The sequence below is a fragment of the [Brevibacterium] flavum genome, from assembly GCF_019317305.1.
Classification (GTDB): Bacteria; Actinomycetota; Actinomycetes; order Mycobacteriales; family Mycobacteriaceae; genus Corynebacterium; species Corynebacterium glutamicum.
This window is the reverse complement of the sequence record NZ_CP079240.1, coordinates 315,207-328,929: the sequence shown is the minus strand read 5'-3', so window position 1 is coordinate 328,929 and position 13,723 is coordinate 315,207. Positions and strand designations below refer to the sequence as shown.

Sequence of the window (13,723 nt, the reverse complement as noted above, 5' to 3'; positions counted from 1 at the left end):
CTATGGATATTCTCCTCCCTATTTTCGTTGCAGTTCCCCTTGCTGCCTCTGCCATTGCGGTGCTTCTGCCGTGGCGTCTCATCCGCGATATTTTGCACATCATCGTGCCTTTCGCGGGTATTTTTGCTGGCATCTGGTTGTTTGCACACACCGCTGAACACGGCCCGATTGCTCACAACGTGGGCCTTTATGTCGGTGGCGTGGCAATCCCCTTTGCTGCCGATACGTTCAGCGCCATCATGTTGATCACCACCTCGATCGTTGCGGTGGCTGCCAACTGGTTTGCCACCATCGTCGGTGAAACCCGCGCGCGTTTCTATCCAGCGCTCACATTGATGCTGATCACGGGCGTCAACGGTGCTCTGCTGACTGCCGATCTGTTCAACTTCTTTGTGTTCATCGAAGTGATGCTGCTGCCTTCCTATGGTTTGATCGCCATGACCGGAACGTGGGCGCGCCTAGCCTCTGGACGAATCTTCGTACTAGTCAATCTCTCTGCCTCCACATTGCTGGTTGCAGGTGTGGGAATCGTCTACGGTGTCATAGGCTCAGTCAACATCGCAGCTCTGCAAGATGTCGTAGAGGGCAACCCCCTGGTTGCCAGCGCAATGGGCATCGTGGTTATTGCCATCGCGGTTAAAGCCGGTGTATTCCCAGTGCACACATGGCTGCCACGCACCTATCCTGGTACGTCAGCAGCTGTGATGGGGTTGTTCTCCGGTTTGCACACCAAAGTCGCGGTATACATGCTCTATCGCATTTGGGTCCACATTTTTGACATGGATCCCACGTGGAATTGGCTGATTGTCGCATTCATGGTGATATCCATGCTGGTCGGTGGCTTCGCTGGACTTGCTGAAAACTCCATCCGTCGCGTCCTTGCCTACCAAATGGTCAACGGCATGCCATTTATTCTCATCATGATGGCGTTTACCTCTGACGATCCACAGCGCGCACTTGCCGCTGGTCTGTTGTACACCCTGCACCACATGATCACCATCGCCGCATTGGTGCTCACTTCCGGCGCAATCGAAGAAACCTACGGCACCGGTATGTTGTCCAAGCTGTCTGGCCTTGCACGCCGCGAACCTGTCGTCGCAGCAGTGTTCGCCGCAGGTGCCTTCTCTGTTGTCGGTTTCCCACCGTTTTCGGGCATGTGGGGCAAAGCGCTCATCCTGCTCGAGATCGCCCGCGTCGGCAATATTGCAGCATGGATCGCAATCGCCGCCATCATCATCGCCAGCCTCGGCGCACTGCTCTCGATGATCCGCGTGTGGCGTGAAGTCTTCTGGGGCGGCACAATGCACCAGCGCGGCGTCTCGCCGCAGCTGCGCATCAGCCCAGCAAAAATCGCCCCAGCGCTCAGCCTGATCATTTTATCGGTAGGCATGTTCATCTTCGCGGGCTCGCTTATCGACGCGACCCTCACCGCCACCGACGGCCTCTTGAACACCGATGCATACCAGCAGGCTGTGCTCGGTGAAAACGCCATCGGAGTGCCAAGCCCTAGCTACCAGGGAGGAAACTAATGCTTAACGCCCTGAAATTCATCCCATGGCTGATCGGCCAGATTTTCCTCTCTGGCTTCAGCGTGATCACCGCTGCGGTGAAAAAAGACACCGGCTTCAACCCCGTTGTTATCCGCTACCCACTTCGAGTGACCACGGACTTCCAGATCGCAGCCCTGTCAACGTGCATCACCGCGACTCCTTCCACCCTGTCCCTTGGCCTACGCGAACCACGCAAGCCCGGCGACCCCACCATTTTGCTGATCCAAGCAGTGTTTGGTTCCGATCCAGTAGAAGTTTTTGAATCCATCGCCGATATGGAACAACGCCTCGTCCCTTCGGTCGCTTCAATTGACCACGGCGTCCCAGGCCAAGGCCCTTACAAGGAGATCCGCCCCGGCGATGCTGAGTGGCCAAGTCGCGAGATCGCTGACACCGCCCAAAACACCGTCAGCCAAGACAAGAGGGAGTTTTAAAACAACATGACTGCTTTTGGAATTGTCACAACAGTTGGCATCTGCATGTTTGCGCTCTCCCTTTTATCTGCCCTGGTTCTTATTCTGCGCACCAAAGATTTCCTCACCCGCGTGGTGCTTTCCGACATGGTTTTCTACTCTATGATCGCGATCTACCTCATCTGGGTGCTCAACAACCCAACCTCAATCGCCTTTGAGATTGCTCTTCTCGCAGCAGTCCTCGGCGGCGTACTTCCAACCCTGTCCATGGCTCGCATCATTTCGAAGGGACGCAGGTAAATGACCATTCCAGAGATCATCGTCTCCATCCTCGTGATCCTCGCAGGCCTGTTTTCTCTAGGTACTGCAATCGCTTTGTGGCGCGCACCGGATCCGCTCACCCGAGCCAACCTGCTTGGCACCACCGTGGGTGTCTCCATACCGCTGCTCATCATTGCGCTGCTGATTCACACCTGGTCCGTCGACGGATTTAACCCCAACAATTTCATCCGAGCGATCATCGCCATCATCGGCGTCTGGGTCATCGGTTCCGTTGGTTCCTACTACATGGGACGCGCCATCTATGGTGTGACCGTAGTGGATAACAGACGATCCAAATAAACTGCTTTTAGAAAAAAAGGGGCGTGCCAACAAGTTATTGCTGACATGCCCCTTTTTCGGTAATTATCCCGCTAGCAAAGCTTGGACTCGGTTATCGATCTGATCCCGCACAATACGCATACGTTCCATACCTTGAGCATCCGGTTCCTCAATTGACCAACGCTCAAGAGCGCCCTGTGCAGATTCAGGCATATCTACCTGTGCGTCATCGCCCAAAATGACCACACGATCGACAGTGCGCAGCAGCTCCGGATCGATCGCTTTGGGAATTCCTTGCGACATATCAGCGCCCACCTCAGCGATGGATTCCACAGACAATTGGTTTAGCCCCTGTGCAGGCTTGGTTCCAGCAGAATGGATCTCTACTGAATCTGATGCATACTTCTGTGCCAGCGCCGCCGCCATCTGTGATTTTCCGCCATTACCGACGCACACAAACAAAACTGATTTCATGATCCTGCATTCTCCTTTTTAAAGATTTTTGGTCCAAGCCACAACATGGCATAAACCAATCCGACTAATACTGGGACTTCAATCAAAGGGCCGATCGTTCCAGCTAATGCCTGCGGTGATGTCGCACCAAAGGTTCCGATCGATACCGCAATCGCTAATTCAAAGTTGTTTCCTGCTGCAGTAAAAGACACGGAAGCAGCTCGCTCATAAGTTAACCCGGACAGTTTGGATACCACCAGGGAAATGAAAAACATGCCCACAAAGTACATCAGCAGCGGCAATGCAAGACGAGCTACTGTCCAAGGCTGCGCTGTGATTTCATCCCCCTGCAACGAAAACAGCAGAACAATTGTGTATAGCAAGCCAATCAGCGCCAAGGGTGAAATCTTAGGCAGGAACGTGTCCTCGTACCAGCGCCGTCCCTTTGTTTTTTCACCAATGACGCGAGATAAAACTCCAGCTACAAGTGGTATGCCCAAGAACACGAGAACGGAAGTCACGATTGATACCACAGAGAAAGTCACCGACGTGGTGTCTAATCCCAGCCACGAGGGAAGAATCTGCAGGTAAAACCAACCAAGCACACCGAACATAAGGATCTGGAACACCGAGTTGATTGCAACCAGCACAGCAGTTGCTTCCCGGTCACCACAAGCGAGATCACTCCATACCAAAACCATCGCGATACAGCGCGCAAGGCCCACGATAATTAGCCCAGTGCGAAGCTCTGGTTGATCTGGAAGAAACAGCCACGCCAGGCTAAACATAAGTGCTGGTCCAACGATCCAGTTCAACATAATCGACACCACCATGAGAGTGCGGTCTGTGGTGATTTCTTTAGTTTTGTCGTAGCGCACCTTGGCCAAAGGTGGATACATCATGATGATCAGGCCAATGGCAATTGGAATGGAAATTCCACCAATTTCCACCGCGCTCAAAAGCGCCCCAATTCCTGGAAAGACCTTGCCGATTAACAACCCAGCAGCCATAGCCAAGAAAATCCAGGCAGCTAACCAGCGGTCAAGAAACGACATTGAGCCAGCCGCTCGAGGTGTCGAATGCTCTTTAGTAAGGGTCATGAGCCAGCTTTCAATCATATTGATGTTTGTCGATATAAAAATACCTTCGATATCGATGTACGTCAATATATAATGACGGACATGACCGCGCCCATCCACCTACCGCTCATTAACTCCGCAGAGTGTTGCTCACTGGCAGCAGAACCACTCAGCGTGGACGATGCCGAACGCTATGCCGAGATTTTCAAAGTGCTCGGTGAGCCAGTTCGTTTAAGAATCCTGTCCCATCTTGCAGCAGAAGGTTGCACCCCCACTACGGTCAACGAACTCACCAAAATCATGGGATTAAGTCAACCCACCATCTCCCACCACCTAAAAAAGATGACTGACGCTGGTCTATTGGTAAGAATCCCCGAAGGACGAACCGTCTTTCATCAGGTCCAGCCAGAAACGTTCACCAACCTGCGCACAATCCTGCAAATCGGACAAAAATAAATAGATATAGAACACATTCTACTGCAGGGAATTATCAGGTTTCATACATTATCCTCGTAAGGGCAAGTATACTTCCCATGCAATATTTTTTAGGAGTCCCAATGCGTTTCAAGTCAGTTGCAGCTATCGCACTTTCCACCGCAATGATCATGGGTGGAACCGCAAGCGTTGCTAATGCTCAGCAGGTTAGCCCTAGTTCCATGATTGAGATCCCTCAAGAATTCGTCCACACCGTGCAGAACTTCGTGCCAGGTATGACTTACGGCGATGCAGAGTCCGCTATCCAAAGCACCGCTGGTTCTGTGGCACTGAACAGTACCGCTGGAATCATCCTTCCAATCGTTCTTCCATTCCTTGGTCTGGGAGCTGTTGGTTCTGCAGCGCTGTCTGCTTAAGCCTTTTCTAGGTTCCTTAAAAAATCCGCATCCCCTTCAAATTGAGGGCATGCGGATTTTTGTTATTTATGCAGTTTTAGAAAAGATTCACCAGTCCAACAAAAACGATGGTGCCAGCGCCAACGCTCAACAAGGTGCGTCGACTGCCAAGAAGATGCGCCGCCACTGTAATCGCAACGGCAATGAGACCAAAGGTTAGAGTCTTCAGATCTATCGCATTGCTGCGAAACGTTGATGCGGTCAAAATGGCAAGGATTCCTGCTGGCATCCACATCGCCATTTTGCCCACAAATTGTGATTCACGCAGGGGCTTGAGGATTAAGAACGGAACCGCCCGGAGCGCAAAAGTAATGACTGCACATACTGCGACAACAAGGAGAATATAGGAGAAATCAGTTGTCATTTAGCAGCCTTTCCCAAGAAGAAGTACCGGATGGTCAACAGACCCAAGAAGATCAGCAGCGCCGCAAATAGGGCCTGACCTGGAATTACCACAAGAGCAATGGTGAAGCTCAAGCCTGCGAGCAGCAGAGAAGGCATCTGCTTTTTCGTTCGGCAGGAATCCAAAGTCAGCGTGACAAAGAGAGCGCAAAGGGCGAACTCGAGGCCCTTAATTTCAAAAGGAATCAACTCTGCGATCGCCACTCCGGTGAGACCGCCGAATACCCAGTAGGAGTGAAACGCTATTTGCATTGAGATAAGTCGCCACGCCGACCAGCCTGCGGGCCTGGCCGCAGTGACTGCGTAGGCTTCGTCGATAAGCGCGAAAACCGAATAGAAACGGGCAATGGGGTTTTTGACCACATGCAGCGGGAATGAAAACGCATAGAATACGTGGCGGAAGTTCACCAGCAATGTGGTGAGCGCGATGGCGCCCAGGGGCGCTGCGCCAACAACGAGGGCGATGACCAGCATTTCGGTGGAGCCCGCGAAAATCAGGCCGGAAAACAGTGGGGCTGCCCACCATTCGTAGCCGTATTGAATAACCAAGAGACCAAACGCAATACCAATCGGGTACATGCCCAAACCTGCAGCAAGGGAGGTTTTTAGACCTTGCGCGATTTCGTAGCGCCGATAACCTTTATCACCTGGTCCCAGGGCTGCCTTGGATGGCGACACCTCCAGGCTTGAATGAATCTCTTGCGTTTTTTGCACACTACAATCATCACACAATTGCCGGATAGTTTTGTTGCCAGTTTGCACACCTCAACTAGGCTATTGTGCAGTATATGAAGCTAGATTCCATTGATCGCGCAATTATTGCGGAGCTTAGCGCGAATGCGCGCATCTCAAATCTCGCACTGGCTGACAAGGTGCATCTCACTCCGGGACCTTGCTTGAGGAGGGTGCAGCGTTTGGAAGCCGAAGGAATCATTTTGGGCTACAGCGCGGACATTCACCCTGCGGTGATGAATCGTGGATTTGAGGTGACCGTGGATGTCACTCTCAGCAACTTCGACCGCTCCACTGTAGACAATTTTGAAAGCTCCGTTGCGCAGCATGATGAAGTACTGGAGTTGCACAGGCTTTTTGGTTCGCCAGATTATTTTGTTCGCATCGGCGTTGCTGATTTGGAGGCGTATGAGCAATTTTTGTCCAATCACATTCAAACCGTGCCAGGAATTGCAAAGATCTCATCACGTTTTGCTATGAAAGTGGTGAAACCAGCTCGCCCCCAGGTGTGAAGCATGTATTTTGGAGCATGAATCTTTTTCATCTAGTGAAGGACTGATCCCATGCGTATGAAATCAATCGCAGCAATTGCAATCGCTACCGCCGCCCTGGCTGGTGGCACTGGAGTCGCTAGTGCACAGGAAGCTGGCTCGAACGCTGGTTCCTCCAACCTCAGCTCTGGGATCCAGCTTCCACAGGAAGTCAGCGATCTGTTGAGCTTCCTGCCTGCTGCTCAGGCTGCGCAGGTTGAAGGAGCAATTCAGAGCACCGCTGGTTTCTTTGCCGTTGGACTCGGCTCCACCGCCATTGGTTCCACTGCAGTGACCTTGGGAATTGCGGATCTGCTGTCTAGCTAATTTCCTCTCAATAGCTTCAAAGTCGAATGAGGGCCTATCCACCATTGGTGGATAGGCCCTCATTTTAAATCAGAAGGACTTAAGCCTTCTTCTGGAGGTAAAGCTCCTTGACGCGAGCGCCGAGGTTCTCATCAACGTTGTTCCAATAGTCATAGACGCGTGGCTCGGTTGCCTCAGAGATGCCCTGCATTGCGTTGGAGATGTTGTCTGCCAATCGCTCCTTCTCGCCCTCATCCAGGACCTCGCGGTATAGGATGCCTGGCTGGATGAAGTCGTCATCATCCTGATGCTTGACGTAAGCAGCACGAACCAGGTCGGTGCCGTGTGGGTCTGGGTTGACGTAGATGTCATCAGCCTGGCCGTAGGAGGTGTGGTTAGAGGAGGAATCCGTACCGTTGTCCAGGTAGCCTGCGCCCTTGTCGTAGCGGTTAGGGCTGTAGGAAGGCTCGCCCTCAGCGTCGAAGATGTACTGCATGGAACCTTCGCGGCTGTAGGTGTTGACCTCGTTGATTGGACGGTTCACTGGCAGGTCGCGGTAGTTAGCGCCGATGCGGTAACGCTGCTGGTCCGCGTATGCGAAGACACGTGCCTGGAGCATGCGGTCTGGGGACAGGCCGACGCCAGGAACGATGTTGCCTGGATCCAGTGCAAGCTGCTCGATCTGAGCGAAGAAGTTGCGTGGGTTGCGGTTCAGGATGAAGTAACCGACTGGGATCAGTGGGTAATCCTTCTGAGACCAGGTCTTGGTCAGATCGAATGGGTTCCAGCGGTAGTTCTCTGCATCCTCGAAAGGCATGATCTGAACCTTGACGTCCCAGATTGGGAAGTCGCCGTTTTCAATAGCGTTGTAGAGGTCTTCGCGCTGGTAGTCAGCGTTCTCGCCTGCAACCTTTGCTGCTTCTGCATCGGTGAAGCAATCCCAGCCCTGGCGGGTCTTGAAGTGGTACTTAACCCAAACTGGCTTACCTTCAGCGTTGATCCACTGGAAGGTGTGGGAGCCGAAGCCGTCCTGGTGGCGGGAGGTCTTAGGGGTACCGCGGTCACCCATCAGGTAGGTCACCTGGTGTGCAGATTCAGGTGCGCGGGTCCAGAAATCCCACTGCATGTCTGCATCGCGCAGACCGTTCTTGTTGAGACGCTTCTGTGAGTGGATGAAGTCCGGGAACTTCATGCCGTCACGAAGGAAGAAGGTTGGGGTGTTGTTACCCACGATGTCGTAGTTGCCCTCTTCGGTGTAGAAGCGAAGAGCGAAGCCGTGGACGTCGCGCCAGGTATCTGGGGAGCCCTGCTCACCAGCAACAGTGGAGAAGCGAACAGCCAGCGGGGTGACCTTACCAGGCTGGAACAGGTCTGCCTTGGTGTATTCGGATACGTCCTCGGTGATGTGCAGCTCACCGAAAGCGCCGTGGCCCTTTGCGTGAGGGATACGCTCTGGAACGTTCTCGCGGTTAAAGTGTGCGAGCTTTTCAATGAGGTGAATGTCATTGAGAACGTTTGGGCCCTGTGGGCCTGCGGTTGCGGAGATGTTCTCAGATGGAACTGGTGCTCCGTTGTGGCGGGTGGTGTTTCCAGAAAGCTTTGGACGCATTCCGCGATCTACGATCTGGTCTGCTGCTGACTTCTCAGACATTAGCATTCCTTCCTTTTATGAGGGTTACCTATGGATTAAGTCTGATTGATAGTCTACATCAGAATGTCGCTTCGCGCCACCAAATAATCAGCCCTTACGTAAACTGCCAGCAAAAAGACAAAAGTATGATACTTTTTGCCCACTTTGACACCCCCTACACACCTTTATGGTGACCCCGGTCTGAGCTGGTATTCTGAGCAATTGTGAAGTCAAAAGAGCGTAACGACGCCCACGTCACCGAGCTGGCCCTAGCCGCCGGCCGTGGCGATCGCGCAGCTCTCACGGATTTCATCCGGGAAACCCAAGACGATGTCTGGCGTCTCCTCGCCCACCTTGGCGGCCACGAAAACGCCGACGATTTAACCCAAGAAACCTATCTCAGGGTTATGGGCGCCCTCCCCCGCTTCGCAGCGCGCTCCTCGGCGCGCACCTGGCTCCTATCGCTTGCCCGACGTGTCTGGGTCGACAACATCCGACACGACATGGCACGCCCCCGCAAATCCATCGTCGAATACGAAGACACCGGTGCCACCGACGCGAGCAACGCAGGCATCTGGTCCGAGTGGATCGACGTGCGCACGCTTATCGACGCCCTCCCACCCGAACGCCGCGAAGCCCTCATCCTCACCCAAGTGTTGGGCTACACCTACGAAGAAGCCGCAAAAATCGCCGACGTCCGAGTCGGAACAATCCGTTCACGCGTAGCCCGCGCCAGAGCGGACCTCATTGCTGCAACAGCTACCGGTGATTCCTCAGCCGAAGATGGCAAATCCGCGCAAGGTTAGCAGATGAGCTACGTCAACGGCGTAATCCCTTAACCAGATTGCTAATTTACAGTTCTATTTTGCTGCTCGATCAAAGCGACTCTTACCCACCCTAGAATCCTTTGACCGCATCAACACTTTGTTTTTATCTAAAACTGAATCTTTAATTTTTACGCTCGCAGATGATTTTCCTCCAGCAATGGAAGTAATAACCCCGCCCCGAACGACAGCTCTTCGAGGTGCGCTTCCTCTAATCTTTCCCATATTTATCCTTAAGAGTCTTACTTATTTAAAAGTAATGGTGCATCGCCCACGACGTCTACAACCTGGGATTTCTAACTCATCTTTCCACAAACTCTACATCAGTTCTTAGTACTAGGGCGCAGGTGCAACCTCTCAAAAAACTTTCCTAGGAGTGGACCTAGTACTAGTGCGCTAACAACTAGCAATGAAAACCCAGCTCCAAATGAACACAGAAGAATAAGAAATGGTCGCTCCAACCCACCCACAAGACTTCCTGCCATCATAAAGAGCAGTAGTGCGCATATTCCTACGACGATACGAAGCGGATTAAGCATGGAAGATACAAAAATATGTTCTTTAGGAAAGATGAGAAAGCTTACAAATACTGCCGGCGCTGCAAGCATCAAGGCCGCTGCATTTCCTCCAACACTACGCAAAGCATCAGTTGCATTGGGTAGCAACAAGGCTAGGATAAAAATTCCGGCTGTTAGTGCATTCGATAAAAGTGCAGTAACCCAAATTCCCCTTTTGGGAACCTCCAATTTTACTTTTGCATTTGTGGTCATTATCTCGGAAAAAATGCGAGTGCACATGGGCGATAGGTGTCCTACTAGAGTCAGTTGGATAGCCGACCCGATGGCCCTTATTCTTGGAATCAACTGGAAGCGATAACTCTTGAGTATCTAACTCAGGCGGTGTGTGGAATTCAAGATGGTACGATTTCGCATCCGTGGGCATATGTGTTGGTAATTCAATTTCCATTGGAGCTGCTCGAAATGCGACACACACGCTACTCCACAATGATCTAAGAAGCCCTCTGTCAGGTAATTCAACCACCCAGTGATATGAAAATTTTAAAACTTGCCTGATTCCAGAAGTTTCCGCGGGCAACAAACCGATCAACAAAAAATCAGTAGATAGATTCAAAAGCAAGTCTTTTGTTCCCACATCAAATCTCACTGCAGGATCATTACTATCCCATAATGTTTTGCCCTCCCACATCCCACTTTCAATTAGGTTCGTTGCTTTTGCTAGGTTTCCCTTTTCTCTTGATATCACAAGGGCACGCATCGCATCTTCAAGTTCAGATGTTCGCTCGATGCCATTTTTCTTCAAAAACAGCATGAGGACAGCCACCATTAGTTCACCAGTTTCTTCCGAACCAAGGACAGGAATGCTCATCCCATCATTTCTCCAGACATCAAGATGACGCATCGGGCCTTTTTCAATGAACGCTAGCGGGACCATTAGTTGTCCCTTTACGTCATTAATATCGTTATAACGGCGTTCAACTTCGTTGTACGCAAGCCGTGGGTCCGGTGGAGGTTCGCAATCCATGGAGTGTCTGAGTCTCCCTCGAGCTCCTTCGGATGGATGCACACTATCAACGCGTCGGTAGACCCAGTTTTTCCACTGAAAAATGACATCCGCTAAAGCTTCGGCCGCTAGCTCCGTTGCATTTTCATGTTCTTTATCGCTAGTGCTATCAGCAGTGTTTTCCCTGCTAAAGAAACTTAAAACTTGTGGAAAATTCCACTTCACAAGCTCGACCCCCATCGCCCCTCAAAGATTAAAACCCCGCTTAAAGTGTAGCACTCAAGCGGAGTTTTTAATGGCGGGTTTTTACTTAACCAGCAGCTCAGCAATCTGAATGGTGTTCAGTGCTGCGCCCTTGCGAAGGTTATCGCCAGATACGACGAGAACCAGACCGCGGTTGTCGTCGACAGTGGAGTCCTGACGGATGCGTCCAACGAGGGATTCGTCAATGCCGGCAGCTGCAAGTGGGGTTGGGACGTCGACAAGCTCGACGCCTGAAGCGGCACCCAAGATCTCCTGCGCCTGCTCGACGGTGATTGCCTTGTCGAATTCGGCGTGAATGGTCAGCGTGTGGCCGGTGAAAACCGGCACGCGGACGCAGGTGCCTGAGACCTTGAGGTCTGGGAGGCCGAGAATCTTGCGGGATTCGTTGCGCAGCTTCTGCTCTTCGTCGGTTTCGAAGGTGCCGTCATCGACGAGGTTTCCGGCGAATGGCAGCACGTTGTAAGCGATTGGGGAAACGTAAGGTCCGACATCGCCTGCGTCAGCAGCCTGTCCATCATGGACGAACTCAACGTTGTGGTCGCCAACTGCAGCAACCTGCTTTGCCAAGGTTTCCACACCTGCAAGACCAGAACCGGAAACAGCCTGGTAAGAGGAAACGTGAAGCTTTACAAGACCAGCGGCATCGTGCAGTGGCTTCAGCACTGGCATTGCAGCCATGGTGGTGCAGTTAGGATTCGCAATAATGCCCTTGACCAGGGAATCCTTGTCGGAAGGGTTCACCTCAGAGACGATTAGTGGAACCTCGTCGTCCTTGCGCCAAGCAGAAGAGTTATCCACAACAGTCGCGCCTGCAGCAGCAAACAGTGGAGCGTACTGCTTGGAAGCGGTGCCTCCAGCAGAGAACAACGCAACGTCGATGCCCTTGAGGGACTCCTCGGTTGCCTGAGTAATGTCTTCTACCTCGATTTCCGTGCCACGGAATTCAATCTTACGGCCTGCGGAACGCGGGGAAGCAAAGAAACGAACAGTGTCAGCTGGGAAATTGCGCTCTTCCAAAAGGGTGCGCATAACCTGGCCGACCTGGCCGGTTGCACCAACAACTGCGATGGTGGTCATTGTAAAACTACTCCTTTAAAACTTTAGCGTCCGGTGCCTGCATAAACGACGGCTTCGTCTTCGCCGCCCAGCTGGAACTGCTCATGCAATGCACGTGCAGCAGCATCCAGATCATCTTCACGGATCAGCACGGAAATGCGGATCTCAGAGGTGGAAATCAATTCGATGTTCACGTTGACATCGCGCAGAGCTTCCATGAACTCTGCGGTAACACCTGGGTGAGACTTCATGCCAGCACCCACGAGGGAGACTTTGCCGACCTGGTCGTCGTAAAGCACATTGGTCCAGTTGCCCTGAACCTGAAGCTTCTTCAAGATCTCCATCGCACGGCGTCCGTCAGCGCGAGGGCAGGTGAACGTGATGTCGGTGGTGCCGTCTTCCACAGAGGAGACGTTCTGCAGAACCATGTCAATGTTGATTTCTGCATCAGCCAACGCACGGAAAACCTTGGCAGCCTCGCCTGGCTTATCGGAAATACCCAGAACGGTTACTTTGGCTTCGGACTTGTCGGTTGCGACACCGGTAAGGACTGCTTCTTCCACAGGAATATCCTCCATAGAGCCGGCAATCAAAGTGCCGGGATCATTACTATAAGACGAGCGTACGCGAAGTGGCACATTGAATGCACGAGCGTATTCAACACTGCGCAGCACCAAAATCTTGGAGCCAACAGCAGCAAGTTCCAGCATTTCTTCGAAGCTGAGCTTTTCCAGCTTCTGTGCATTAGGAACGATGCGCGGGTCAGCGGTATACACACCGTCAACGTCCGAGTAAATCTCACACACATCAGCGTTCAAAGCAGCTGCCAACGCAACTGCAGTGGTGTCAGAACCACCACGACCCAACGTGGTGACATCGCGGGTTTCTTTATTAACACCCTGAAAACCAGCAACAATGCAGATCTTGCCCTCATCGAGTGCTTCACGCACACGACCCGGTGTGACGTCAACAATGCGTGCGTTTCCGTGGCGCTCGGTGGTGAGCACACCAGCCTGAGAGCCAGTGAAAGATTGAGCTTCTGCGCCAAGGGACTCAATAGCCATGGCGACGAGAGCGTTAGAAATACGCTCACCAGCAGTCAGGAGCATATCCATTTCACGAGCTGGCGGAACGGGATTCACTGCCGCTGCAAGTTCTAGAAGTTCATCCGTGGTGTCTCCCATTGCGGAGCAGACAACCACGACATCATTTCCAGCCTTCTTGGTGGCAACGATCCGTTCAGCGACGTTTCTAATGCGTTCCGCACTCTCAAGCGAGGAACCGCCATATTTCTGTACGACCAGGGCCACCTTTGTGCACCTTTCGATCTACGTGCTGACAGTTACCCGCTCAACTCTACCTTTATAAACTGTGTCTACCTAGCCAGAGGAGTGTTTTCTTTCTGCACAGGGTTCCTGGGGCTTTAGCGGATGCGTCTCAGCCACTGGGATGCGTTCCAATAAACAGACCGTA

Annotated in this window: 17 protein-coding genes; 9 read left to right on the top strand and 8 right to left on the bottom strand. The window is 52.4% G+C overall.

Going from position 1 to position 13,723, the window contains the following annotated elements:
* The first annotated feature begins 2 nt into the window (after positions 1–2).
* The 4 genes from KW808_RS01560 to KW808_RS01545 are packed head-to-tail and all read left to right on the top strand — an operon-like array spanning position 3 to position 2,584.
* On the top strand, positions 3–1,529 hold the full coding sequence (locus KW808_RS01560; protein WP_170844399.1) for a monovalent cation/H+ antiporter subunit D family protein: 1,527 nt from the start codon (positions 3–5) through the stop codon (positions 1,527–1,529).
* On the top strand, positions 1,529–1,984 hold the full coding sequence (locus KW808_RS01555; protein WP_003863336.1) for a monovalent cation/H+ antiporter subunit E: 456 nt from the start codon (positions 1,529–1,531) through the stop codon (positions 1,982–1,984). Before KW808_RS01560 ends, KW808_RS01555 begins: the two co-directional genes overlap by 1 nt.
* Positions 1,985–1,990: 6 nt before the next feature.
* Positions 1,991–2,263, top strand: a complete 273-nt coding sequence (locus KW808_RS01550; RefSeq protein ID WP_003863338.1) for a cation:proton antiporter — start codon at positions 1,991–1,993, stop codon at positions 2,261–2,263.
* A complete protein-coding gene (locus tag KW808_RS01545; RefSeq protein WP_003863340.1) occupies positions 2,264–2,584 on the top strand; it encodes a Na+/H+ antiporter subunit G in 321 nt (106 codons plus the stop codon).
* Between the two features lie 63 nt (positions 2,585–2,647).
* Here KW808_RS01545 and KW808_RS01540 read toward each other — a convergent pair whose 3' ends face one another.
* Positions 2,648–3,037 carry an arsenate-mycothiol transferase ArsC gene (locus tag KW808_RS01540; RefSeq protein WP_003863342.1) on the bottom strand — a complete coding sequence of 130 codons (390 nt, stop codon included), beginning with the start codon at positions 3,035–3,037 and terminating at the stop codon, positions 2,648–2,650.
* Positions 3,034–4,071 carry an ACR3 family arsenite efflux transporter gene (gene arsB / locus KW808_RS01535; protein ID WP_003863343.1) on the bottom strand — a complete coding sequence of 346 codons (1,038 nt, stop codon included), beginning with the start codon at positions 4,069–4,071 and terminating at the stop codon, positions 3,034–3,036. The genes KW808_RS01540 and arsB overlap by 4 nt, the downstream gene beginning before the upstream one ends.
* A 126-nt stretch (positions 4,072–4,197) precedes the next feature.
* On the opposite strand from arsB, the gene KW808_RS01530 reads away from it, so the two are divergent.
* Positions 4,198–4,551, top strand: a complete 354-nt coding sequence (locus KW808_RS01530; RefSeq protein WP_003863344.1) for an ArsR/SmtB family transcription factor — start codon at positions 4,198–4,200, stop codon at positions 4,549–4,551.
* Positions 4,552–4,652: 101 nt separating this feature from the next.
* Entirely contained in the window at positions 4,653–4,946 is a 294-nt protein-coding gene (locus KW808_RS01525; protein WP_003855742.1) for a hypothetical protein, read from the top strand.
* A gap of 76 nt (positions 4,947–5,022) precedes the next feature.
* Here KW808_RS01525 and brnE read toward each other — a convergent pair whose 3' ends face one another.
* Both brnE and brnF read right to left on the bottom strand, forming a co-directional pair.
* A complete protein-coding gene (gene brnE / locus KW808_RS01520; protein ID WP_003855740.1) occupies positions 5,023–5,349 on the bottom strand; it encodes a branched-chain amino acid exporter BrnE in 327 nt (108 codons plus the stop codon).
* Positions 5,346–6,101 carry a branched-chain amino acid exporter BrnF gene (brnF, locus tag KW808_RS01515; RefSeq protein WP_003863345.1) on the bottom strand — a complete coding sequence of 252 codons (756 nt, stop codon included), beginning with the start codon at positions 6,099–6,101 and terminating at the stop codon, positions 5,346–5,348. The genes brnE and brnF overlap by 4 nt, the downstream gene beginning before the upstream one ends.
* Before the next feature lie 74 nt (positions 6,102–6,175).
* On the opposite strand from brnF, the gene KW808_RS01510 reads away from it, so the two are divergent.
* Together KW808_RS01510 and KW808_RS01505 are read left to right on the top strand one after the other, a co-directional pair.
* On the top strand, positions 6,176–6,631 hold the full coding sequence (locus tag KW808_RS01510) for an Lrp/AsnC family transcriptional regulator (protein WP_003855738.1): 456 nt from the start codon (positions 6,176–6,178) through the stop codon (positions 6,629–6,631).
* A gap of 51 nt (positions 6,632–6,682) precedes the next feature.
* On the top strand, positions 6,683–6,976 hold the full coding sequence (locus KW808_RS01505) for a hypothetical protein (protein ID WP_034983484.1): 294 nt from the start codon (positions 6,683–6,685) through the stop codon (positions 6,974–6,976).
* 79 nt (positions 6,977–7,055) lie between these two features.
* Here the strand turns inward: KW808_RS01505 and KW808_RS01500 are convergent, their stop codons facing one another.
* Positions 7,056–8,564 carry a catalase gene (locus KW808_RS01500; protein WP_374749999.1) on the bottom strand — a complete coding sequence of 503 codons (1,509 nt, stop codon included), beginning with the start codon at positions 8,562–8,564 and terminating at the stop codon, positions 7,056–7,058.
* Between the two features lie 245 nt (positions 8,565–8,809).
* Here KW808_RS01500 and KW808_RS01495 point away from each other — a divergent pair, with 245 nt between their 5' ends.
* Positions 8,810–9,391, top strand: coding sequence for an RNA polymerase sigma factor (locus tag KW808_RS01495; protein ID WP_003863346.1), 582 nt, complete (start codon positions 8,810–8,812; stop codon positions 9,389–9,391).
* Between the two features lie 663 nt (positions 9,392–10,054).
* On the opposite strand, the gene KW808_RS01490 is transcribed toward KW808_RS01495, so the two are convergent.
* From KW808_RS01490 to KW808_RS01480, 3 genes are all read right to left on the bottom strand, one after another.
* Positions 10,055–11,170 carry a hypothetical protein gene (locus KW808_RS01490; protein ID WP_003863347.1) on the bottom strand — a complete coding sequence of 372 codons (1,116 nt, stop codon included), beginning with the start codon at positions 11,168–11,170 and terminating at the stop codon, positions 10,055–10,057.
* Between the two features lie 66 nt (positions 11,171–11,236).
* On the bottom strand, positions 11,237–12,271 hold the full coding sequence (locus KW808_RS01485; RefSeq protein WP_003863349.1) for an aspartate-semialdehyde dehydrogenase: 1,035 nt from the start codon (positions 12,269–12,271) through the stop codon (positions 11,237–11,239).
* Positions 12,272–12,294: 23 nt separating this feature from the next.
* A complete protein-coding gene (locus tag KW808_RS01480; protein ID WP_003863352.1) occupies positions 12,295–13,560 on the bottom strand; it encodes an aspartate kinase in 1,266 nt (421 codons plus the stop codon).
* Positions 13,561–13,723 lie beyond the last annotated feature (163 nt).